This is a genomic window from Phormidium sp. CCY1219 (assembly GCF_035615515.1).
Lineage (GTDB): Bacteria > Cyanobacteriota > Cyanobacteriia > Cyanobacteriales > Laspinemataceae > CCY1219.
On record NZ_JAJENT010000698.1, the window covers coordinates 1 to 19,864 of the forward strand.

General features: G+C 48.5%; 24 protein-coding genes, 1 tRNA gene and 1 pseudogene. 11 read left to right on the forward strand and 15 right to left on the reverse strand.

The features are described from left to right. Positions 1–108 (forward strand): NACHT C-terminal alpha/beta 1 domain-containing protein (locus tag LKK83_RS32045; protein ID WP_442957348.1); only part of this gene is annotated, 108 nt, incomplete at its 5' end. A gap of 47 nt (positions 109–155) precedes the next feature. On the opposite strand, the gene vapC is transcribed toward LKK83_RS32045, so the two are convergent. Together vapC and LKK83_RS20555 are read right to left on the reverse strand one after the other, a co-directional pair. After that, positions 156–536 (reverse strand): type II toxin-antitoxin system VapC family toxin, encoded by a 381-nt coding sequence (vapC, locus tag LKK83_RS20550; protein ID WP_324633214.1) that lies wholly within the window; start codon positions 534–536, stop codon positions 156–158. A 13-nt stretch (positions 537–549) separates the two neighbouring features. Then, the gene (locus LKK83_RS20555; RefSeq protein ID WP_324633190.1) at positions 550–762 is read right to left on the reverse strand and encodes a type II toxin-antitoxin system VapB family antitoxin; all 213 of its coding nucleotides are present in this window, start codon (positions 760–762) and stop codon (positions 550–552) included. Positions 763–993: 231 nt separating this feature from the next. Between LKK83_RS20555 and LKK83_RS20560 the strand changes: the two genes are divergently transcribed. The 3 genes from LKK83_RS20560 to LKK83_RS20570 all read left to right on the forward strand — a co-directional run bounded on the left by LKK83_RS20560 (position 994) and on the right by LKK83_RS20570 (position 1,822). Continuing rightward, the gene (locus tag LKK83_RS20560) at positions 994–1,134 is read left to right on the forward strand and encodes an NACHT C-terminal alpha/beta 1 domain-containing protein (protein WP_324633191.1); all 141 of its coding nucleotides are present in this window, start codon (positions 994–996) and stop codon (positions 1,132–1,134) included. A gap of 83 nt (positions 1,135–1,217) precedes the next feature. Next, entirely contained in the window at positions 1,218–1,430 is a 213-nt protein-coding gene (locus tag LKK83_RS20565; protein WP_324633192.1) for a hypothetical protein, read from the forward strand. 5 nt (positions 1,431–1,435) lie between these two features. Further along, on the forward strand, positions 1,436–1,822 hold the full coding sequence (locus tag LKK83_RS20570) for a hypothetical protein (protein ID WP_324633193.1): 387 nt from the start codon (positions 1,436–1,438) through the stop codon (positions 1,820–1,822). Between the two features lie 283 nt (positions 1,823–2,105). Here LKK83_RS20570 and LKK83_RS20575 read toward each other — a convergent pair whose 3' ends face one another. The 4 genes from LKK83_RS20575 to LKK83_RS20590 all read right to left on the reverse strand — a co-directional run bounded on the left by LKK83_RS20575 (position 2,106) and on the right by LKK83_RS20590 (position 5,309). After that, on the reverse strand, positions 2,106–2,840 hold the full coding sequence (locus LKK83_RS20575; protein ID WP_324633194.1) for an STAS/SEC14 domain-containing protein: 735 nt from the start codon (positions 2,838–2,840) through the stop codon (positions 2,106–2,108). Between the two features lie 212 nt (positions 2,841–3,052). Beyond that, a complete protein-coding gene (locus tag LKK83_RS20580) occupies positions 3,053–3,370 on the reverse strand; it encodes a DUF3592 domain-containing protein (RefSeq protein WP_324633196.1) in 318 nt (105 codons plus the stop codon). A 34-nt stretch (positions 3,371–3,404) separates the two neighbouring features. Then, on the reverse strand, positions 3,405–4,574 hold the full coding sequence (locus tag LKK83_RS20585; protein ID WP_324633197.1) for a glycosyltransferase family 2 protein: 1,170 nt from the start codon (positions 4,572–4,574) through the stop codon (positions 3,405–3,407). A gap of 42 nt (positions 4,575–4,616) precedes the next feature. After that, entirely contained in the window at positions 4,617–5,309 is a 693-nt protein-coding gene (locus tag LKK83_RS20590) for a CIA30 family protein (RefSeq protein WP_324633198.1), read from the reverse strand. Between the two features lie 439 nt (positions 5,310–5,748). On the opposite strand from LKK83_RS20590, the gene LKK83_RS20595 reads away from it, so the two are divergent. Together LKK83_RS20595 and LKK83_RS20600 are read left to right on the forward strand one after the other, a co-directional pair. Next, on the forward strand, positions 5,749–6,165 hold the full coding sequence (locus LKK83_RS20595) for an acyl-CoA thioesterase (protein ID WP_324633199.1): 417 nt from the start codon (positions 5,749–5,751) through the stop codon (positions 6,163–6,165). Positions 6,166–6,466: 301 nt separating this feature from the next. Next, positions 6,467–6,805 carry a hypothetical protein gene (locus LKK83_RS20600; protein ID WP_324633200.1) on the forward strand — a complete coding sequence of 113 codons (339 nt, stop codon included), beginning with the start codon at positions 6,467–6,469 and terminating at the stop codon, positions 6,803–6,805. Between the two features lie 118 nt (positions 6,806–6,923). Here the strand turns inward: LKK83_RS20600 and LKK83_RS20605 are convergent, their stop codons facing one another. The 4 genes from LKK83_RS20605 to menA all read right to left on the reverse strand — a co-directional run bounded on the left by LKK83_RS20605 (position 6,924) and on the right by menA (position 11,455). Next, on the reverse strand, positions 6,924–8,453 hold the full coding sequence (locus tag LKK83_RS20605; protein ID WP_324633201.1) for a 2-succinylbenzoate--CoA ligase: 1,530 nt from the start codon (positions 8,451–8,453) through the stop codon (positions 6,924–6,926). Beyond that, positions 8,438–9,445: an o-succinylbenzoate synthase gene (locus tag LKK83_RS20610; RefSeq protein ID WP_324633202.1), complete on the reverse strand. Its 1,008-nt coding sequence runs from the start codon at positions 9,443–9,445 to the stop codon at positions 8,438–8,440. Before LKK83_RS20610 ends, LKK83_RS20605 begins: the two co-directional genes overlap by 16 nt. A gap of 257 nt (positions 9,446–9,702) precedes the next feature. Next, positions 9,703–10,503, reverse strand: a complete 801-nt coding sequence (gene menH / locus LKK83_RS20615) for a 2-succinyl-6-hydroxy-2,4-cyclohexadiene-1-carboxylate synthase (protein ID WP_324633203.1) — start codon at positions 10,501–10,503, stop codon at positions 9,703–9,705. A gap of 55 nt (positions 10,504–10,558) precedes the next feature. Beyond that, positions 10,559–11,455, reverse strand: coding sequence for a 2-carboxy-1,4-naphthoquinone phytyltransferase (gene menA, locus LKK83_RS20620; protein WP_324633204.1), 897 nt, complete (start codon positions 11,453–11,455; stop codon positions 10,559–10,561). A gap of 176 nt (positions 11,456–11,631) precedes the next feature. Between menA and LKK83_RS20625 the strand changes: the two genes are divergently transcribed. The 4 genes from LKK83_RS20625 (at position 11,632) to LKK83_RS20640 (ending at position 16,062) form a co-directional block, all read left to right on the forward strand. After that, positions 11,632–11,766: a hypothetical protein gene (locus LKK83_RS20625; RefSeq protein WP_324633206.1), complete on the forward strand. Its 135-nt coding sequence runs from the start codon at positions 11,632–11,634 to the stop codon at positions 11,764–11,766. Between the two features lie 85 nt (positions 11,767–11,851). Then, positions 11,852–13,279, forward strand: a complete 1,428-nt coding sequence (locus LKK83_RS20630; protein WP_324633207.1) for an isochorismate synthase — start codon at positions 11,852–11,854, stop codon at positions 13,277–13,279. A 54-nt stretch (positions 13,280–13,333) separates the two neighbouring features. Further along, positions 13,334–15,091, forward strand: coding sequence for a 2-succinyl-5-enolpyruvyl-6-hydroxy-3-cyclohexene-1-carboxylic-acid synthase (gene menD / locus LKK83_RS20635; protein ID WP_324633208.1), 1,758 nt, complete (start codon positions 13,334–13,336; stop codon positions 15,089–15,091). 179 nt (positions 15,092–15,270) lie between these two features. After that, on the forward strand, positions 15,271–16,062 hold the full coding sequence (locus LKK83_RS20640) for a sugar phosphate isomerase/epimerase family protein (protein ID WP_324633209.1): 792 nt from the start codon (positions 15,271–15,273) through the stop codon (positions 16,060–16,062). Here LKK83_RS20640 and LKK83_RS20645 read toward each other — a convergent pair. The 5 genes from LKK83_RS20645 to LKK83_RS20665 all read right to left on the reverse strand — a co-directional run bounded on the left by LKK83_RS20645 (position 16,031) and on the right by LKK83_RS20665 (position 19,283). Then, positions 16,031–17,221: an aminotransferase class V-fold PLP-dependent enzyme gene (locus tag LKK83_RS20645; RefSeq protein WP_324633210.1), complete on the reverse strand. Its 1,191-nt coding sequence runs from the start codon at positions 17,219–17,221 to the stop codon at positions 16,031–16,033. The two genes, LKK83_RS20640 and LKK83_RS20645, sit on opposite strands and share 32 nt — an antisense overlap. An 86-nt stretch (positions 17,222–17,307) precedes the next feature. Further along, positions 17,308–17,379: transfer RNA gene (locus tag LKK83_RS20650), tRNA-Asn, on the reverse strand. Positions 17,380–17,598: 219 nt separating this feature from the next. Then, the gene (locus LKK83_RS20655) at positions 17,599–18,144 is read right to left on the reverse strand and encodes an NYN domain-containing protein (protein WP_324633211.1); all 546 of its coding nucleotides are present in this window, start codon (positions 18,142–18,144) and stop codon (positions 17,599–17,601) included. A gap of 168 nt (positions 18,145–18,312) precedes the next feature. Further along, the gene (locus LKK83_RS20660; RefSeq protein WP_324633212.1) at positions 18,313–19,008 is read right to left on the reverse strand and encodes an energy-coupling factor ABC transporter ATP-binding protein; all 696 of its coding nucleotides are present in this window, start codon (positions 19,006–19,008) and stop codon (positions 18,313–18,315) included. Further along, positions 19,005–19,283 carry a hypothetical protein gene (locus LKK83_RS20665; RefSeq protein ID WP_324633213.1) on the reverse strand — a complete coding sequence of 93 codons (279 nt, stop codon included), beginning with the start codon at positions 19,281–19,283 and terminating at the stop codon, positions 19,005–19,007. Before LKK83_RS20665 ends, LKK83_RS20660 begins: the two co-directional genes overlap by 4 nt. 398 nt (positions 19,284–19,681) lie before the next feature. On the opposite strand from LKK83_RS20665, the pseudogene LKK83_RS20670 reads away from it, so the two are divergent. Continuing rightward, positions 19,682–19,864: pseudogene (locus LKK83_RS20670) on the forward strand (photosystem II D2 protein (photosystem q(a) protein)); the annotation flags it as partial.

Sequence of the window (19,864 nt, forward strand, 5' to 3'; positions counted from 1 at the left end):
GCCGTTGCCTTCCTCACCGACGACCCCCTAGAAGCGCCGTTAAAAGGCTTTCCCCCCAATCAACCGAATCTGATATCTGCCATTCAAACCTGGTTAGAGGAGATTTGAGGAGTGGCATTTTTTAGGTTAGAATAGGGTTAGATGAGACTTGAGAATTAATTATTGTCAGGTCGAAAGCGTAAACTATTAAGGCTTGTCACCGTTGCAATTGTCTCAAAATCCCTGTCATTATGAATTAAGATCAACTGATGTGCGATCGCCAGTTGAGCAATACAACAATCAATACTACTTCTAACCGTTAATCCCTGTCGTTGTAAATCGTAATAAATTCGGGCAGCCGCGACCCAAGTATGAGGATTGGACTCGATATAGTCTTGGTCTTGCAGATAGGTTTCTAATAACCTCCACTCCCGTTCATCTCGGCAACCTTGCAACAGTTCCATCTGAGTAAATCGGGTCAAAAAAATGGTTTGCTCATTAATGATTGCTGACAAAGATTGACGGACGGTATCAGTCCTGTCTCGGAAAACAGCAATCTAAACTGATGTATCAATCAAAAACATTGCGGTTTTCCCGTAAGGCTTTATAATCGTAATCTGTTGAAAATTGAATCTGCCCGCTCAAATCGAGTAAATTTCGTTTTTTGCGGTTTTTGACTAACTCGGATAAAGCAAAGTTAATTAATTCTTGTTCTGTCTGAATATTGGTTAAGCGCAATGCTTCTTTCACCAATTCTTCGTTCAGTTCGATGGACTTTTTCATCGCTAGTGGTTGATTTTATGTTCAGATTTATTGTCGTACAGATTTACTGATATTAACATTTTTCTGACTCAATGTCCCCCTGATTTGGGAAATCACTTGTCCCGAGAAAGACCCCGCCGGAAATGCGCCGTCACCTCAAAACCCTAAAACGCGCCCCACCTCCTCCCCCACCGTACCATCCTCTTCGGTAGCGAAACCGTTTCCACCCCGACGAAACCCACCCCAGAACTCATGGCCTTTTGCCAAAAACTGACCGGGGTAATCGCCGTAGTCTTTCTCACCGACGAATCCCTAGAAGCGCCGTTAAAAGGCTTTCCCCCCAATCAACCGAATCTGATATCCGCCATTGAAACCTGGTTAGGAGAGATTTAAGAAACCGGGGTTTTCCCTGAAACTTGGGATAAAATAAAAACTGTCCCACCCAAACCATTGTCCAAATTACCATAACCCAATTTATGATGACACTTACAGAACTACTACCTGCCATCAAGCAACTTTCACCCATTGACAAAATCAAACTGATTCGTTTGCTGGTTGAGGAAATGGAATCACGAGCAGAAATTTCACCTTTAGAGCCTGATAAAGCTTATGATTTGCCAACTCCATATAATACTTTTGGGGCGGGGGCGATTCTGATGCAGGCACTAGATTTCAGTGATGAGGTTTAATGGCAATGAGATTTCGCTACTCAACCACTGAGTCATCGCAAAGGGAACAGAATTTGATAGCTTGCCGCGAGTCCCCATCTGAAGCGATTGGATTAGTTGACAGTGGCGCAACTATCAACGTCATGCCCTATGATATGGGGCTACAACTAGGGGCTATCTGGGAAAACAATAAGGCCATAATTCAACTTTCTGGTAACTTAGGGAACCAGCCCGTATTACCTTTGTTGGCAATGGCTCAAATCGGCGATATTGTACCGATTCAGCTAGCGTTTGCCTGGACAAAACAACTCAATACACCTCTAATTCTAGGACAGACCAATTTTTTTATGGAATTTGATGTGTGTTTTTACCGTTCCAAGATGGAATTCGAGGTTAAGCCTAAATCTCTGTAAACAGTAAGGGCGAAATGGGCGAAAAATACGCAGGTCTCTAAATTCAAACAACAATTTGAGGGGCGACGCTGGCGTAAACTCAAAGGCATCGGTCTCGTACAATTTCCTAACGTTTGAACCTACCAAGCCGAAATCCATTGGTATTAAATTAAGAAACCCGGGTTTCTGAAGGCTCACCCCAACTCCCCAAATGGCTAAAAAATGAGTCAAACCATCGATTTAACTGATTTCACTCGTTCCCAACTTATGCTAGGAACGAGTGAAATCGATCGCCGACTATCAGCTAACTCCCAATCCAGGATTTTGCCTTGTCTTTCTCATCGAATGAAAAATATTTTACCTCAATATTAGGAAAAATATTGTTGCCAATTTTTACCACATTTTCCATCCAGTCTTTATCGCCCACCACTGCTTTTTTATCGAATTTATCGAACCGCTTAAACACAAACTTCAGTTCTTCGAGCAAGGTGGGGATGGAAATGCCGGTAAACTTTTCCACTTCCACATAAATGCCAATTTTATCGTGGATTTTCTCTTTTTCGCGGATGATATCGGCAACGCGCTCGAAATCCCAGGTGGATAAATCTCCTTTTAGTTTCAGCCCGATCGCATTATCCACTGGCATAGGCAAAATTTCCAGCATTTCGATTTCTTCGCGCAACCATTGCCACGCCTCTTCTACACGATCGCGATGGAAATAGCGAATATTCGCCGTGGTAAACGGTTTGCTCAAAGGAGTGAGAATATGAATAGCAGGTTCGAGCCATTTTGGATCCCCCACCACGGCATAGCGACCGATATGGCCAAAATGACTAAACGCAAACTTCAAATCCTCCCAAATTGCCCCGGGTTCCGTTCCGGAAATAGCGACAACTTCGGCAAAAATTCTCAGTTCTCGATATTGGTCCACGATCGCTTCCATTTCTGAGATAACTTGATGCAAGTCCGTTTGAGTTATCTCCCCATCAATGGAAATAGCGATAATATTGCTATTCTCCTCGACTTTATAAGTAATCATTGTTGTTAATTCCCCTTTCGTTTAACGTATCGATGGCATCAGATGCGGGTCGCACCCTGCTGATTTTTGGGGTAGTGTAGCAAATGCGGAGGGGATTGCCCTCCCCCAATTGGAGGAAGTTTAACCATTGCGGGGATACTGCATGGGCAAATGAATCGTTCCACCTGCATATTTACCCCCGTACAAAAACTGGCGATCGCCGCAAAATTTTTCTAAAAATCTGCATCGTTTCTTTCCGGTTTTTCTGGCAAATAATAGACCGTAACGGTCTCGCCTTCTGTGCGACTCGGACGGGTACTGCCTAGGCTTTTTTCACCCCGGTAAACCATGCCATTTTCGTCGGTAAATTGATACTGGGCATAATAAGTTGTGTGGCTGATGCCATAGGCATCGGTGTAAGTGCGAGGGCTAATCTGAGTAATCTCTCCTTCGGTTTGAATTCCTTTGTTGCGGACGTCAAATTTGTTGACCATCGTAAAGATGACGATGATGGCGACAACAATCAGCAACAAAATGAAGATAAATTCCATAATGGCGATGCTCCTGACTTAACTTGAGGGACAATTAAGAAACGAGTAACTGGACGATCGCTACGCCCATGACTAACTGGGCAAACATGACCCAACTATAAATAACTTGGATATTCCACAGGTAGATAGCCTCTTCGGGGAGGACGATCGGTCGATACCACAAAGGCACAAACCAACGATGCCGGATGCATTCCGAAACCAAACCCACCTCATAGACTAAGCTGAGAATTTCTGCCGCACATACTTTCAGAATTTCCCGCCACAAATTGCGCTGGTAAATCACGTGCAGAATAACCCGTCCGCAGAAATTAACCAGCAAGAAAACCAGAGGCAAAAGCAACCATTGCCAGTGCTGAGTTAGGGCGATCGCCACAGAAGCGATCGGCAACATCAGCAGAACAATTCCCATCCCTTTCGGGCAATCAAAATAAAGATAGCGATCGTGTCTTTCATACACATAAAACTCCCCTTGCCCCCAATGAAAAAGCCGCCGGACAACTTGGCCGATGTCGTTCCAGGTTTCTGTGGTATGATAAACCAGGGCTTGGGGATTTTTGGTCAGCCAATAACCTTGCTGATAGAGACGATATCCGAAGTCCACATCTTCTCCCCCTGGGTTTTTGGGAAATGTTGGATCGAAACCGCCCAGGAACTGAAACATTTCTTGGCGACAAGACAGGTTATTAGAAGGTCCCCAAATTTGATTTCCTTCTCGATTCCCCAGCTCAAATGCTGCCAAAAAAGGACTCAATTGCACCACTTGCCAAATCCAACTTTCCGGCCCTTTGAACTCGGTTTTGCCCAATCCCGCAACCACGGTGTGATTGCGACAATAAAGCTTCCAATGTTCCTGCAGAAGGTTGGGCGTGGCTTCGCAATCAGAATCGATAAACAACAGAAGGCTATAAGCTGCCATTTTCGCGCCAAAGTTCCGCTTTGCGGCAACCCCAAGCCTTTGAAAATAGTAAGTGACACCGTATTGAACACACAGAGCTTCGATTTGCTGGGCTTCTAACTCGGAACTGTCATCGATTACAATAATTTCAGTGGGTTCAAAAAAGGCTTTTCGACTCTTTTGCAGGGAGGCAAAAAGCCTTTCACACATTTCGACTCTTCCGAAGGTCGGAACGATGACTGAAATGCCGCTGGGGGCGCTAGAGAATTCTCGGATTTCTGGACTCGACTTGGGGTGGATGTTTTTCAATCTACTGCTCCCATTTTGCTGTGGTCTGGCAAGTTTTATCGATTATTCTTCCGGTTTTAGCAAGCGAATATTATCCACAGCGAGTTCTACAGAATCATGGGGCTGCCCGATGGTCTGCCATTGGATTTTTAGGGCTGTTTGTAATGCTTCCTCCCGGTTGGCGGGTTGACCCCAGCCTTCTTGCTGCATGGCATCAAAATCTACCACATACCGAGTCCACTCTGGGTTGGTGGAAAAATCGTAGTGATAGTCGTCATAATCTGAAGTAGCTGCGGAATGCAGTTTCATGCGATAGGTTTTTCCGTCGCCTTTGGCCCAAAATTCAATGCCGTTAAATTCGCTCAAATCTATGGGCGTGTTGGCACTTTTTAAGTCCACTCCCATGCCAATGTAGCCATCAGGAAAGTCGGTGGTTACTTTGCCGGACATTTGGGCGTATTTACTGGATTTTTCCGGACCGCCGGATCTGGGTTGGAATGCACTTCCCGCTGGGGGAATTACTTGTGACGTTCCCCCTTCAGGACGATCGCTGTAGGTAAACCAAGTTCCGCCTTGGAATTGATTAAAGCGATCGCCATCCTCTAGGTCGTCAATCGTCACTGCACTGCGACCTGCTGGCGGTGGCGGAAGGTCGGATGATGCGGAATTGAATTCGCAACCGCCTACACCCGCGAACGCGATCGCCACAGCTAAAATCCTGCCAATGGTAAGTGGAGAAAGTCGAATTTTTTTCATCGTTGCTCCTTGGTGAAATGGCTAAATTGGCTTCAATTTTTTGTGGTTAATCCCTGTTTTTTGAGTTTTATGTAGTTGTTCTGTGGCGAAAAGCAATCTACTACGCCACAGCCGCACTTATGCCGGATTTATACGCAATTTTTTGGTAATTTCAGTGTTATTCATTCCAGCAGTGGCGGACAAAACGAATTGCGATCGCGGGACTAATTGTTCTAATATTTGACGTGGGCCTGTGGAGGTAGTGCAGGGTTGGGCTTTTGGAGTGGGCATGAGTGACTTAGTTGAAATCAGAACTGGCGTAATGAAAAGCCACCGCCGTGGGTGCCTTAACGTTCATTTTATTATAACTGGCATCGCTTCGCAGAGGGGATAAAAAGCGTTTTGTGCCACCCCCGGGGTCTTGTATGCTCAATCCAAACCGATTTGAGGAGAATTGCTGATGCCATTTAAACACACTCGCATCATTCGCTTTCAAGATACCGATGCGGCGGGAGTTTTGTATTTTGCCAACCTGCTGGCGATTTGCCACGAAGCTTACGAAGCGTCTCTCGCCGCCAGTGGTATCGAGCTCAAAGGGTTTTTTCGCAACCCCGACGCCGCCATTGCGATCGCCCATGCGCGGGTGGACTTTTTTGCGCCCCTGTTTTGTGGGGATGAAGTGGCGATCGCGCTGACGCCCACTTTGCTCAAAGCGCATACCTTTGAAATCGATTATCGAGTTTTTCCCACCACCGCCTCCAGTGAAGGGGCGATCGGGCGCGCCCTCACCAAACATGTCTGCATTCACCCCGCCTCCAGGCAAAAACAACCCCTCGCCCCAGAAATAATGAAGTGGCTACTTCAATGGGCTGAATAAGGGGTTTTTCGCGCGATCGATCCGGCAAAAGAGTCTGGGGCGATCGCGGGGGGTAAACCGAGAAAACCCTGTTCTGGAAAGGCTTTCGCTTCTGAATTCTCCTCAACTCGCCTCCCCCTTGCGCCAGGGATTACCCGCATCACTACCGTGAAAAAATCAGTGACAATTTTACATAAATTTATAGTTATTTGTAAAACTTAATACTTTTTTCAGAATATCTTCAGATATTATTAATAATTAATTAACAATTCTCTCGGTGGGTGACAGAATTCTCATCGAGAATCATTTGAGAACCGAAACAATGAACTTGGAGCAACAATTTTACGCACAGTTACGAAACTTAGGGTATTGGGACCGCACGGAGCGGGTGAATTCCAGCAATAAAAGCCATCCCTTATCCCTGGCGTGGTCTAATCCGAACACCACTACAGATCCCGAAACGATGTTTCAAATTATGTGGCTGCTGTGTTCGAGCCAGCGGCGACAAAAACTCAACCCGATCGACGTGCGTATTTTAGATCGAACCGCCGCCGACTTAGTTTATGATGGGCAAATTGTGCCCGCTACTCAGTCCTATGTACAATACCTCTGGCAACAAGTTTATGGGATGGAATTCCCCCACTTGCTGACGGAAAGATAAAGAGATGCGGCCTTTTTTAGGCAAAATTACTCAAGGTTTTCCGGAAATTTTGCGGTTCGGCGATCGCGTGATTTTGGTGTAGGAGAATGGTTACATTTCGATCGCCCGATCGCTGAATTCAGCTTTTTTCACCGGATCCCATTCTGGCGGATGAGTCCTCCTCATCTGAAGAATTTGCATCTCTCAGATGAGCCTTCGCGATCGCTTGCACTCGTTCGCGATTGACTTTTCCCTGGGCGTTTCGCGGCATTTGTTGTACCGCACACCAATATTTCGGACGCTTGTATTTGGCTAATTTATCTTCTAGCGCTTCGGCGATCGCCCTTGCGGAAATGCCGGGGTGAGGAACGTACACCGCCGCGATCGCTTGACCCCAATCTCCATCCGCTACAGCGATCGCGCAAGCATCCGCCACCAAACCCGTGGCGCGAATTGCCGCTTCCACCTGTACCGGAAACACATTCTCGCCGCCAGTGATAATCTTATCGCTGGCACGTCCAACAATGTTTAAATACCCTTGCTCGTCAAAAAATCCCAAATCATCTGACAGGAAAGGGCGGATTTTCCCTGACTCATTTTTCATCTCTCCTTCGCCATAATACCCCCACGCCAGAGACTCTGCCTGAATCGCAATTCTGCCGATTTGATTCACCCCCAGTTTCTCGCCATTGCGATCGCAAATCGTAATTTTGGCATGAGGTAAAACCCGACCGCTGCTATTGTAACCGGCGATAAAATCGGTGGGTTTGAGCGTTACTACTTGTGACGCGGTTTCCGTCATCCCATAGGTCGGGGCTAAGGCAATTTTGCATCTTCTTGCCCGATCGAGCAAGTCGGGCCATGCGGGCGCACCCCCCAACAATACAGTTTTAAATCGCGATAAATAATTCCCCGCTTCGGGCGCTTGTAATAGTCGATTTAACTGGGTAGGCACTAAGGAGATAAAAAAGTCTTCTGGATTGATTTTTTCTAACAATGGCACGGGAGAATTCTCCGCAGCGCTAGGGGTGGCGATCGCCTGCCAATTCCCATAACCGGGCAGTTTTTTGTAAGAGGATAAAATCACCAGTTTGCCCCCGGTGGTCAACGATCGCAAAAATTGCATTAAACCGCTGACGTGATAAACCGGCAACAGGCAGAAAGAATTTACTGTGGGTGTTTGAAAATAGGCGGTAAATCCGCGTACTGATGCCATTAAGGTTTCCCACCGATGAATCGCAAACCGAATCTGACCGGAAGACCCGCCGGTGGGAATCATAATTGCCGATTTCAGTTTGGGGTTTTGAGGGGCGATCGCCGACTTTGCGCGGGGGGATAAAGCGGCGCGGAAGCTGACGAAATCCCTGATGCTGGTTGATGCGGTGCAAATGATATCCGGTTGCACCAAGGTGCAGACTTGTTCCCATTCTTTTTCCACCCAATTGGGATTGGTTAAAAAAATCGGGCAGCGGGCAGCAACGGCGGCGATAAAACTGGCGAGAAATCGCAGCGGATCCGCTTCGGCGAGTAAAATGGTGGGGCGAGTTTCCCGTTGGGTGAACTGGTGAAATAATTGCAGGGCGATCGCGCTAAAATCCAGGCGATCGCTATCGCAAATTATCCAATTTTCTTTAGCACGATTTTGCAAATAAGTCAAGGGTTCTGCCATAATTCTTCGATTGCGATTTCATCATCGGCAAACCAATGGTTGACGCCGAAACCCACTGCGCGATCGCGGGGGGTAGAAATTTCGGTGGCTAGTTTCAAGGCGGCATTGCGGCCAATTTGCGTTTCAAATACCGATGAAAACACCGCATCAATTTTATTTAACTGGCAAAATTGACGCAACTGGGAAGGCGATCCGGAAATACAGGGTTTGATGGAAAAAAGTCCCCGCCATCCTTGGCGATAAGCGGCTTCCATTTGCGCTAAGGTGGCGACGGATTCATCTAAGGCGATCGCCGTAGAAAAGCGAGTGCTCAATTCTAGCATTGTCTCGAATTCTCCCACGGGTAAAGGTTGTTCTAGAAATTCGATAATTTCTCCCGCTTTGTCGCAAGCTTCCAGCCATTTTTCCGCCTCTGCAAGGTTCAATCCGCCATTGGCATCTAAGCGCAAAAAGCCGATGTCCTCTTGCCAATCTTCGCAAATTGACCTCACCAATTCTCGAAAAATTCTCAATTCTCTTTCGATGGGGGCAACGCCAATTTTCCACTTAAAGGTACGATATCCCTGCTTCCAAAGAATTTTATGTCCCAATAATGCCGCTTCTCCCGCCGGCAATAAGCCACTATACGTCAGGGTGGCAAAGGGGATATCGATTGCGGGCGATCGCCCTGCATCATCGGGAAGCAATTTATGGGTACTGCAGGCTTCCCACGCGGTTTCTAACCCAAACTGACAGGCGGGTAAATTCGGGGGAAGCGAAAAAATCGTGCGATCGCTAATCCATTCTGGCAATTTCTGGCAAAATTCTAACGCTTCGCCAATGGTTTCCGAACCAAATGCACTTAACGGCGCAATTTCTCCCCACCCCACGTCCCCTTTTTCGTTTTTTAAACGCACGATAATCCCGTCGCGCACCTCCCAAATGCCATGACTGGTGTGCATGGGGCGCTTGAACTTGCGCCGATAAGAACGAAAGTCAAATTGATAGCGCATTTTCCAAAGTTATAGCTAAGAGTTAAAAGGATGATAAAATAAAATATCGATATTTTAGGGAAAGTCACTGGCTTGTCTATTGCGAATTATTCTATCACAATTCTTCGATAACTGCATCTTTGGCGTTTCCCTCCCTCACCAAGCTGTGGCGCTGTCTCCCTAGCCCACTTTACTTTTTCCCTTGGCAACGAAAAACTTTTTTATAGATTTTACGATAAAAATTTATCCCGTTTTTATCTGGATAAAAATTGATTTAACTAACCAATAAAATCGCGAATTGTCTGAGCATAAAATTGGGGCCTTTCCCAGTGGATATTGTGGCCGCTTTCCGGAATAATTTTAACCTGCGCTGCGGGACATTGCTGCGCGATTTGTTCGTTGATGACTTGAAATTTATTATCCGATTCTCCCACTAGCAGCAGCAGAGGCGTTTGATTTTCTGGCAACTTTTCCCAGAGAGAGGGTTGGGTTCCAGTGCCCATGTTTCGCAGAGATTTGGCTAATTCCACAGGATTATTTTCCAATCGGCGATCGCGTAATTTCTCGAAGTCTCGATGTGCGGATAAACTGTGAAAAATAGGCTGACGATACCACTGCAGCAAGAAGGAGTTAAAATCGGTGGTTTCTAACTGGTGGGCGCGTTGGGCATCGCGTTGGCGACGACGCGATCGCCCTGTGGCAGTTTTTAATCCCGGGGAAGCAGATTCGAGCACCACTTTGGCAAATTTCTCCGGAAAATGCAGGGTCAAATATAATGCCAGTCGTCCCCCCATCGAGTAACCTACTAAAAAACAGCGTCGGATGTTTAATTCCTCGAGCAAGTCAACTATTGCGTTAGCCACATTTGGCATCCTGTAGGCATCTTCCCCACCGATCGCTCGAGTTTTGCCATGCCCGGGAAGGTCAACCGCCACACAGCAAAAGCGATGGCTAAGCTGGGAAATTACGGTTTGAAAAGCATTGCAATTTCCCATAAATCCATGTAAAAATAAAATGATTGGATAATGGCGCTGTCCGGTTATCGAATAAAAAAAGTGATAGTTTTTCAGATAAATCATGGTACTTTTTTAGGCAGTAACTGCCGGGTTTGGTTAAACCACGGCAGTGGTAAATTTACAGAATAAATCCTGCCCCTAACAGTAAGCAACTCCAGAAATGAACGGCAACGGCAATAAATTTGCAGTTACTCACCTTTTCCGGGCGATCGTGATACTGGCCCACATGACGGCACAGTTTCACCGCAAAGGGAAACCCGGCAAAACTGAGTAATGCCAAAACGGGGAAAATTCCCAAGAGGACCAATGCTGCACTCCCGGCAAAAATGATACCGCAAAACCAAGGTAAGAGTTGAGCGCCGCGTTTGGTGCCCATCCGCACCAGGGGCGATCGCTTCCCGGCAGCTAAATCATCATTCACTTGGTGAAAGTGGGAGCAAAACAAAATCAAGGTCGTGGCAACGCCGACAATTATCGATGCCATCAAACTCAGATTCGACCAACTTTGGGTTTGACTGTAATAAGCAGCGGAAACCCCCAACGGCCCAAAGGCAAAAAAGCAGAGAAATTCTCCCAACCCTTGATATCCGAGGCGAAACGGGGGACCTTGGTACATATACCCTAAAAAGCAGCACAAGAAAATTAATCCCAAAACGGTTAAATCTTGCTGCCACCAGCAAATCGTTAATATCCCAATAATGCCCAGCGCCAAGCATAAATTGCCCAGCCAAAAAACCAAGGATTTATTGCCAGTTAGGTTGACCAAGGAATGGTGCTTATTTTTATCGATTCCCGTTTCCGAATCAAATACATCATTGCTGATATTTTCCCAGGCCAGAATTAAAATGGCAGCGGTGACAAAGGTGGAAAAAATGGGCCAATTGATGGCAGATTTTTCGCAAAAAGCGACGGCAGTTCCCACCCAAATCGGCATAATGGCTACACTGTACATGGGGGGTTTAATTGCCGCCATCCATAATTTGTTGTTCGATCGCTCAATTGTGCGGGTTGTCATTCACTTTTCCCGATCGTGTTCAGTCAGTGCCATAATTTTACGATCGCCCGTCGGCAAATTGGCAGACTGCGAAGAATTAAGAATTATTAATCAAACCGACAGAATGGAGGGGTCAGCTCAACCAGGCCCACCCCACTCCCGGCGATCGCGGGGTTATCCCCATTGTGTATTGCAGAATGCCAACTGGTAATACTCGAACTGCCGAGGGATTAACAGGGTTTGCCGGCAAAATGGCACCCATGACCCTCGGACAGATGGTAGGGAAAGGCGATCGCCCAGGCGATCCCGTGGAAGGGAAGACAATGGAATGATTAGATATATAGGAGAGTCCCTAGAGAAGGACTCCCTGCATCCGGGGACTTTCCCCCACTCGCCCAACACACCATCCTCGCTTCCATGCCAGTTGTACCGTCTGATGCCAATCTATTGCCAGACTACAAGGAACTGTATCGGTTTCTTGTTGCTTGTCAGCAGGTCGCCGTTGACCGAGACTGTCCGCAGATCGCTAGCATATCCCGAGAGATTCCGCCAGTAGATCCCCTAGCAGTGCTGCAGGCGATCGCCCAACCCGAAGATCTGCATTTTTACTTTGAAAACGGCCCGCAAGACAAAGCGATCGCCGCGATCGGGTCTGCAGATCGATTTGAGGCCCCGATTGGCGATCGCAGATTTGTCAAAGCGCAAAATTTTATTCAATCCTGCATCGATCGGGTGATGTCCACCGGCGAAACGGACCTTCCCTGCGCCGGACCCTACTTTTTTTGCAGCTTCACCTTTTTTGACGACCCCCCACCAGAGAGCGCTCCTTTTCCCCCCGCCACCGTCTTTTTACCCCGCTGGCAAGTGACGCGCTGCCAAAACCGTTCCGTTTTAGTCGCCAACTGTCCCCTTTCCGGAAACGAAGATTTAGAAATATTATCTCGAGAAATTTGGCAAAAAATCAATCAAATTGGCTGGGTCAATTATTCCTGGATGGATGAAGCGCAAAAAAATGGCAAAGGGCTAAAACTGCAGCAAATCGCTGTACCCAGCCATCCTTTTAAAACAGCCGTGCGTTCCGCTTTAGACTCGATAAAAAGCCAGCGGTTAAATAAAATCGTCCTGGCTCAAACCTTGCAGGTCACCTCTCAAAAGCAGTTTAATATTTTTCACTCCTTAAATCACTTGCGCCAAGTGTATCCCGACTGCTATATTTTTTCCACCAGCAACGGGAAAGGCACCCATTTTATCGGGGCCAGTCCCGAACGCTTGCTTGCCATTGATAACCAACAATTGGTCACCGATGCCCTCGCCGGTTCCGCACCCCGAGGCAAAACCCCCACCGAAGATGCAGATTTAGCCAATGGATTGCTCTCCAGTGAAAAAGAAAAACACGAACATCGAGTGGTGATAGAATTTATTCGCGATCGCCTCTCTCATCTCGGGTTATCTCCCCGCGTCTTCCCAGAACCGCGCCTGTTGCAACTGTCCAATATCCAACATTTATGGACTCCCATTCAATGCACCATTCCCCCCAGGATTCATCCCTTAAAAATTTTAGCCGAACTTCACCCCACCCCCGCCGTTGCCGGCACCCCCAGAGATATCGCCACCCAAGAAATTCGCCGCTATGAAACCTTCGATCGCTGTCTGTATGCCGCCCCTTTAGGATGGATAGATCGCCAAGGCAATGCCGAATTTATCGTCGGCATTCGTTCCGCATTAATTCAAGACAATCGCGCCCGTCTTTATGCTGGTGCGGGTATCGTTGCCGGTTCCGACCCCGATAAAGAACTCGCCGAAATTCAACTCAAACTCAAAACCCTTTTAAAAGCATTAGTGTAACAGCATTCCTGTAAAATGTCCTTACCTTTTTTCTGCCTTTAGTGTTCCTCGCCAATGCCACTCGATTTTCGCAACACCAACAGTATTTGGGCCTCTATTTTAGTCGAGACCTGTCATCGACTGGGATTAACCACCGCCGTTATTTGTCCCGGTTCCCGGTCCACGCCCCTCACCGTTGCATTTGCCACCCATCCGCATATCGAAACCCTGCCGATTTTAGACGAGCGATCGGCGGCATTTTTTGCCCTGGGAATGGCCAAAAAAACCGCCAAACCCGTGGCGATCGTTTGCACCTCCGGAACCGCCGGAGCGAATTTTTATCCCGCCATTATCGAAGCGCGAGAAAGTCGCGTCCCTTTGTTAATCTTAACCGCCGATAGACCGCCAGAACTGCGCCACTGTCATTCCGGACAAACCATCGACCAAATCAAACTCTATGGCAATTATCCCAACTGGCACGCCGAATTAGCAACTCCTTCTCTAGAGATTTCCATGCTGCGCTATTTGCGACAAACCGTCATTCATGCATGGGAAAAAACCCTTTTCCCCATCCCCGGCGCAGTACATCTCAATTTACCCTTTCGCGATCCGCTACCCCCCCTCCCGCAACCGGAAGCACAAGCTTTAGGGTCAGAATTGAACGAGTCAGAATTCTTTGTAAATTGTCGCCCATTGCGTTACCATGCTTCTGCTTTTATCCCGGAGATTCCACTGCAAGAATGGCAATCATGCCACAGGGGAATTATCCTCGGCGGCGTAGCGCAACCACCAGATCCAAAAGGCTATTGTGATGCGATCGCCCACCTTTCCCAAACCTTACAATTCCCCGTACTCGCCGAGGGACTTTCCCCCCTGCGAAACTATAGCGATCGCAATCCTTACTTAATTTCCACTTACGACATTCTCCTGCGAAATCCCCTCCTCGCCCATACCCTCGCCCCGCAAATCGTCATTCAAATCGGCGACTTACCCACCAGCAAACAACTCCGCGCTTGGTTAGACTCCATCCAACCGATTTATTACCTCATCGATCCGACTTACCACAATCTCGACCCCCTACATGGCAAAACCATTCATCTGCGAACTTCTATCGAACAGCTTGCCGCAAAAAACTGGCAACAAACCCACGGGAAGACTTCTGCATCTAAACCCCACAACTATCTAAAACTCTGGTGCGACGCAGAGAGCAACTGTCGGCAAAAACTAGATAAATTAATCGCCTCAAATCCTGCTATTTTTGAACCCAAAATCCCTTGGATGCTTTCCCAATTATTGCCCAAAAAAACCCCAATTTTTATTGCCAATAGTATGCCCGTGCGGGATGTAGAATTTTTCTGGAAACCCGGCAACCGCGCCATTCGCCCCTTTTTCAACCGAGGCGCAAACGGCATTGACGGCACCTTATCCACAGCTTTGGGAATTGCCCATCACAATCAACCCAGCGTCATGTTAACCGGCGATTTAGCCCTGTTGCACGACACGAACGGGTTTTTATTGCGGAACAAATTCAAGGGACATTTAACCCTAGTTTTAATTAACAATAACGGCGGGGGAATATTTGAAATGCTGCCCATTTCCCAATTTGAACCCCCGTTTGAGGAGTTTTTTGCCACGCCGCAACACATCAATTTTGCCGAATTATGCCTCACCTATGGCGTGGAACATCAATTGATTTCTTCCTGGGAAAACCTGGAAGAAGCATTAAATCCGTTACCCAAAACGGGGATTCGCGTGCTTGAATTGAAAACCCATCGGCACAGGGATGCTCAATGGCGAAAAGATTGTTTCCAAAAGCTGGCCGATCGGTTATAGTTTTGGACAACAAAAACTTAACTGTAAGTCGCAGGGTGGCAAGTAAATACCGGCTACCGGGGGAATAGCAATTAGGCTGAGATTTCCTCGTTACTATGTCAAATTGGGATGAACTCTCTGTGAGGTTGCACTTTCCCAAATTTAGGAGGTAAAATCAGTGGGACAATTTCCGAGGGTCAATGGATAATATGCCCGTACAAAAACCTCGACTTGCCTATGCAGAAACTTCTTTACCCGTGGCATCAGTTTTGCAACGGATAGAACTGGCGCGGCGAGAGAATGTGGCGTTAGAAGTGGCCAATAAAGGCAATTTTCCGGTGGAAGTTTATCGGCGATCGCGCTTAGAAATATCGGCGGTGCAAGCGTATTTAATGCATGAGTTTCATCCCCTGCACCGAGACCGAGATCGGCGACGCCCTGCGCGCGCTCATGTGTTAGAAACCCTGGAACTGGCTGCGAAATTAGGGGCACCGAGAATTGTCACGGTTTGCGGATTTGGGGAGCAATTGGCCGATCGCCCAATCGATCGAGCCGTGGAATTTTTTAGCCAAATTATCGAGCCGGCGAAACGATTAGGGGTGCGAGTGGCGATCGAACCATTAAGTCCAAAACGATGTGCTGCCCTTACCCATCCGCAAGAGATTGCCCAGTTAATTGAACAATTAGGGGAACCGGCAGTATTTGGGATGCTGTTGGATACGGGACATCTGGCGGATAGTGGCATTCACCTGGATGAGTTTTTTTGCCAGTGGAATGAGGCGATCGAAGAATTGCAATTAAAGGGAGTGGGGTCTACAGCGCCCACCGGGACAATGCCAGTATTGCAGTGGTTAAACTCGCTTTCGGAATTGCCAGAGGTGGTTTGTGTCGAGCATCGGGAGCGAATTTCGCGGGAGAAGTGTGCGGCGCTGTTGTCACTATTGCGAGAAAAACTGGCAACTATGGGGAGAGGATTTCCCGAAGGGCGTTAGCGAGGGTTTGATATTGCGGGAGGGAGTTGTAAATTTGGGCGGAAATGCGAAGTAAGCGGTGAGGTGGGGCGGGCCAAGGAATGACCTGCACCTCGATATGATAGCGATCGAATAATTCATCGCGCAATTCCATTGCGGATCCATCGGGGAGGGGGATAGAGGCGAGAGACCCGATCGCATCTTCAGGGGCGGGGAGTGGCACCTGGAGGGTATCGCAAAGGAGTTGCCTTGCTTCGATGACGAGGGAGTGATTTTTTTGCATTAATTCGGGCCAACCGCCGGGGAGGAGAGACCCCATAAACTCGATGGCGACGGGGACGCAGAAATAGGCGGTAGGGTCATCGGTGCCCATCCAGTCAAATTCCAATTGAAAGCGGGATTTATCCTGGAGGGGAGAATTCGCTCCATGACTGATGGTTAGGGGTCGGATTTTGGGTTGGCGATCGCGCTGCACGTACAAAAAAGCCGCTCCTTTGGGGGCACATAACCATTTGTGACAATTGCCAGTGTAGTAGGTTGCGCCGAGTTGGGAGAGGTTTAAGGGCAGCATTCCCGGGGCGTGAGCGCCATCAATTAAGGTTTCGATGCCGAGTTGGGATAATTGGCGCACCAGTGTTTCGAGGGGGAAAATCAAGCCGGTTTGACTGCTGATGCGATCGAGGATGACGAGTTTTGTGCGGGAGGAAACCCGGGACATCACCGCGTCGATGATTTGTTGTGGGGAGGTGAGGGGGAAGGGAACCGGGGCGGTGACGAGGGTCGCATTGGCGCGATCGCAGACAAAGGCGATCGCGTTGCGAGTGGCGTTGTACTCCTGGGTAGTGGTGAGTAATTCGTCACCGGGTTGGAAATGCAGCGATCGCAGCACGCAATTGACCCCGGTGGTTGCATTCGGCACAAATACCAAGTCTTCTGCATCCGCACCCACAAACCGGGCCAGTTCTTGCCTTGCGCGATCGAGCAGGGGTTCCCACTCCCGCAGGAAAAACCGCACCGGTTCTCGTTCCAATTGTTCTCGCAAGCGTTGCTGCGCTTCCAGTACGGGGAAAGGGCACGCACCGAAAGAACCGTGATTGAGAAACGTCACCTCGTGGTCGATCTTCCAGTAGTGGTTCCAGCTCGTTACAGCTTCCACGGGCAAAAAAGCCTCTTGGGACATCTATCTGAAAAAAATTAGAGTTCTGACTTTAGATTGTAAAGTGACGTTGCGTCTCATCCAAAATCAGAACTCTAGTTTTTGTGAAACTCCCCGGGTAGGATTCGAACCTACGACCAATCGGTTAACAGCCGACCGCTCTACCGCTGAGCTACCGAGGAATGTGGGTCGCTCGTTCTTTGCTGACCGTAATCTATATTACACACACTCTTAGGGATTTGGCAAGCCTTTTTGCAAAATTTTTTGAAATTTTTTTTTGTGATTTGCTGAAAGCCTTGCCGGATAAGGGTTTTACGCTTAAAATTTTTTTGGATTTCCTGCCGTTTCCCGGCGGGTGTCCCGTGATGAAGCTCCCGTGAAGGGGTTGGATCCCTGATGGCTTACAACCCCATTCTCAGTTGGGCGAGGCGCTTTTGAGATTCGACATCGAGTCCCGACACCAGAAAGCGGCTAGAGGGGCGTTGTTTGGTTTTATGTTTCCTGCGGCACTTCCGTGCTGTGGATTCCACCGCTTGGCCGAGTTGCTGTGCGGACATCCATTCAGCGCCGTAGCCCAACACGGTTTGCTGCTGGGCGCGGTCTGAAGTGGCCACGATAAAGCGACGGTGCAAGTTCGCCACATCGCGACGAAAGTTCGCACAGGCTTTTTCAATATAGGTGTCTGCGGTTTGACCGAAGTCGGTGTAGCAGACGGAGAGATTTTTGGTGACCGTTTCGATGTAGCAGCGCTCGTCTCGGGAATGGGCATCAAAGACCACGCGGGTCTCGAGTCCTTCAAAGGCACTGTAGTTGACCAGTGCTTCGATCAGTTTGCGCCGTGCGGCTTCAAGTCCTTGTTGGTCTCGCTGGATTTTTAGCTTCGACCATACTCCTATTATGTTGTAACCATCCACGAGCAGTATGGCTCGCGCTAAGGAGCGTGGCATGGTTTTTCTTTACATTGTTTAAATTTTCGACAGATGAGGCAAGCTCGTTGACATTATGACATCATTTATTGCGTTTTGTTAATTTCTGACTCAGAAAAATATTTTTCCCATAACAACACCGATGAGAGGGAAGGGGGTAACGGCGCGATCGCGCCGTTACCCCCTTCCTTAATAGTTCTCCTCGCGCATCAGGCGTTGCTGCAAGGGGGCTGGGTCTCCCCGAGCCACCACTTGGCCCCGTTCGATCAAAAATGCGCCATCGCAATAATCTAATTCATCAAAGCGATGAGTCACCCACAGGGCGGTTAAACCCCGATTTTTCACCAAACGCTGCACCTGTGCCACGAGGTCTAACTGACTTTCCGGGTCGAGTAAAGCCGTCGGTTCGTCTAAGAGTAAGACTTCACAGTGGCGCGCGATCGCGCCGGCAATGGCGATTCGCTGTTTTTGACCGCCACTGAGGGCGTAAATCGGGCGGCGTTGCAATCCTAGTAAATTGACCGCCCCCAGGGCTTCTTCCACCCGCGCTCTAATTTGAGGAGGGGAGAGCTTTTCCTCCACCAATCCAAACGCCACATCTGCACCCACGGTGGGCATGACCAACTGATGATCCGGATTTTGAAAGACGAAGCCTACGGGGCGATCGATTTCGATTTCGCCCTCCTCGGGAGTCAACAAACCCGCCAGCAACCTTAACAAGGTGGATTTGCCACTGCCATTGGTGCCCAAGAGCATCCAAAACTCGCCCCTGGGTACCCCTAACGAGCAACCGTTTAACACCTCGAGTCCGTTGGGCCAGCGAAAGCTCAGTTCGCGCACCTGAATGGCGAACTCGGGCTTTTCTGGGGTTTGGGATGGGTTCATTCGGAAAGGGCTTCCACAACCGCCGCAAAACCAGGTGCTTTACCTGCGGCTGCTCCGCCAGCTTTCTCGGAAATCTGCACGGCAGAAATGGCATCGGCAAACACCGCGACTTTTTTCTCGGGCATTTTCTCGCAGGTGAGTTCCACTACCTCGGAACTGCCAGAGCGCATCGCCTCCAGAACTTGCTGGTAGACTTCTTCCGCCCCTTCAACCGTTTTGCGTTGAACCGACAGGGGTAGGGGTGTGTTCTTCAGAGTCAAGTCAATCGTGAACATGCTTTATGGAAAATTTCTCAGCATCAGTTCTTTCTAGTATCTCAGAATCTCAGCACAAGGAGGGGGCAGTGTGCTGTGCTCTCAACCCCAACCTGCGCGATCGCCGAATCCCCGTTTCCCGCCATAGGCGATCGGGCATCAGTAGGGGTTCCCACCCGGGTTCTATAGAGTTCCATATTCCTAGCCCCCTCCAGATAATTTGGCCAAAATTTAACAAAACTTTATAAAAGGGGGTGCAAAATCCACAATTATCCCCTTATAATGAGAAACATAGTAAAGAAACGTAAAGACTACTTCCATAATGAACGCTTTTCTGCTATGGGTCGCTAACCCACGGGCAGAGCAAGTGGGGAGTAGGATTTGCTAATGTACTTATATCTATTTAGGAGATTTGCGTTATGACGATTGCAGTCGGACGCGCCCAGACTGAGCGAGGATGGTTTGACGTCCTCGATGACTGGCTGAAGCGCGATCGCTTCGTCTTCATCGGCTGGTCTGGCCTGCTGTTATTCCCCTGCGCCTACTTGGCGATCGGGGGCTGGCTGACCGGCACCACCTTCGTTACCTCCTGGTACACCCAC

Coding starts and splice junctions, on each gene's coding strand:
- LKK83_RS20555 (WP_324633190.1), bottom strand. CDS start 762: ATGAAAAAGTCCATCGAACTGAACGAAGAATTGGTGAAAGAAGCATTG.
- LKK83_RS20560 (WP_324633191.1), top strand. CDS start 994: ATGGCCTTTTGCCAAAAACTGACCGGGGTAATCGCCGTAGTCTTTCTC.
- LKK83_RS20565 (WP_324633192.1), top strand. CDS start 1,218: ATGATGACACTTACAGAACTACTACCTGCCATCAAGCAACTTTCACCC.
- LKK83_RS20570 (WP_324633193.1), top strand. CDS start 1,436: ATGAGATTTCGCTACTCAACCACTGAGTCATCGCAAAGGGAACAGAAT.
- LKK83_RS20575 (WP_324633194.1), bottom strand. CDS start 2,840: ATGATTACTTATAAAGTCGAGGAGAATAGCAATATTATCGCTATTTCC.
- LKK83_RS20580 (WP_324633196.1), bottom strand. CDS start 3,370: ATGGAATTTATCTTCATTTTGTTGCTGATTGTTGTCGCCATCATCGTC.
- LKK83_RS20590 (WP_324633198.1), bottom strand. CDS start 5,309: ATGAAAAAAATTCGACTTTCTCCACTTACCATTGGCAGGATTTTAGCT.
- LKK83_RS20595 (WP_324633199.1), top strand. CDS start 5,749: ATGCCATTTAAACACACTCGCATCATTCGCTTTCAAGATACCGATGCG.
- LKK83_RS20600 (WP_324633200.1), top strand. CDS start 6,467: ATGAACTTGGAGCAACAATTTTACGCACAGTTACGAAACTTAGGGTAT.
- LKK83_RS20605 (WP_324633201.1), bottom strand. CDS start 8,453: ATGGCAGAACCCTTGACTTATTTGCAAAATCGTGCTAAAGAAAATTGG.
- LKK83_RS20610 (WP_324633202.1), bottom strand. CDS start 9,445: ATGCGCTATCAATTTGACTTTCGTTCTTATCGGCGCAAGTTCAAGCGC.
- menH (WP_324633203.1), bottom strand. CDS start 10,503: ATGATTTATCTGAAAAACTATCACTTTTTTTATTCGATAACCGGACAG.
- menA (WP_324633204.1), bottom strand. CDS start 11,455: ATGACAACCCGCACAATTGAGCGATCGAACAACAAATTATGGATGGCG.
- LKK83_RS20625 (WP_324633206.1), top strand. CDS start 11,632: ATGCCAACTGGTAATACTCGAACTGCCGAGGGATTAACAGGGTTTGCC.
- LKK83_RS20630 (WP_324633207.1), top strand. CDS start 11,852: ATGCCAGTTGTACCGTCTGATGCCAATCTATTGCCAGACTACAAGGAA.
- menD (WP_324633208.1), top strand. CDS start 13,334: ATGCCACTCGATTTTCGCAACACCAACAGTATTTGGGCCTCTATTTTA.
- LKK83_RS20640 (WP_324633209.1), top strand. CDS start 15,271: ATGGATAATATGCCCGTACAAAAACCTCGACTTGCCTATGCAGAAACT.
- LKK83_RS20645 (WP_324633210.1), bottom strand. CDS start 17,221: ATGTCCCAAGAGGCTTTTTTGCCCGTGGAAGCTGTAACGAGCTGGAAC.
- LKK83_RS20655 (WP_324633211.1), bottom strand. CDS start 18,144: ATGCCACGCTCCTTAGCGCGAGCCATACTGCTCGTGGATGGTTACAAC.
- LKK83_RS20660 (WP_324633212.1), bottom strand. CDS start 19,008: ATGAACCCATCCCAAACCCCAGAAAAGCCCGAGTTCGCCATTCAGGTG.
- LKK83_RS20665 (WP_324633213.1), bottom strand. CDS start 19,283: ATGTTCACGATTGACTTGACTCTGAAGAACACACCCCTACCCCTGTCG.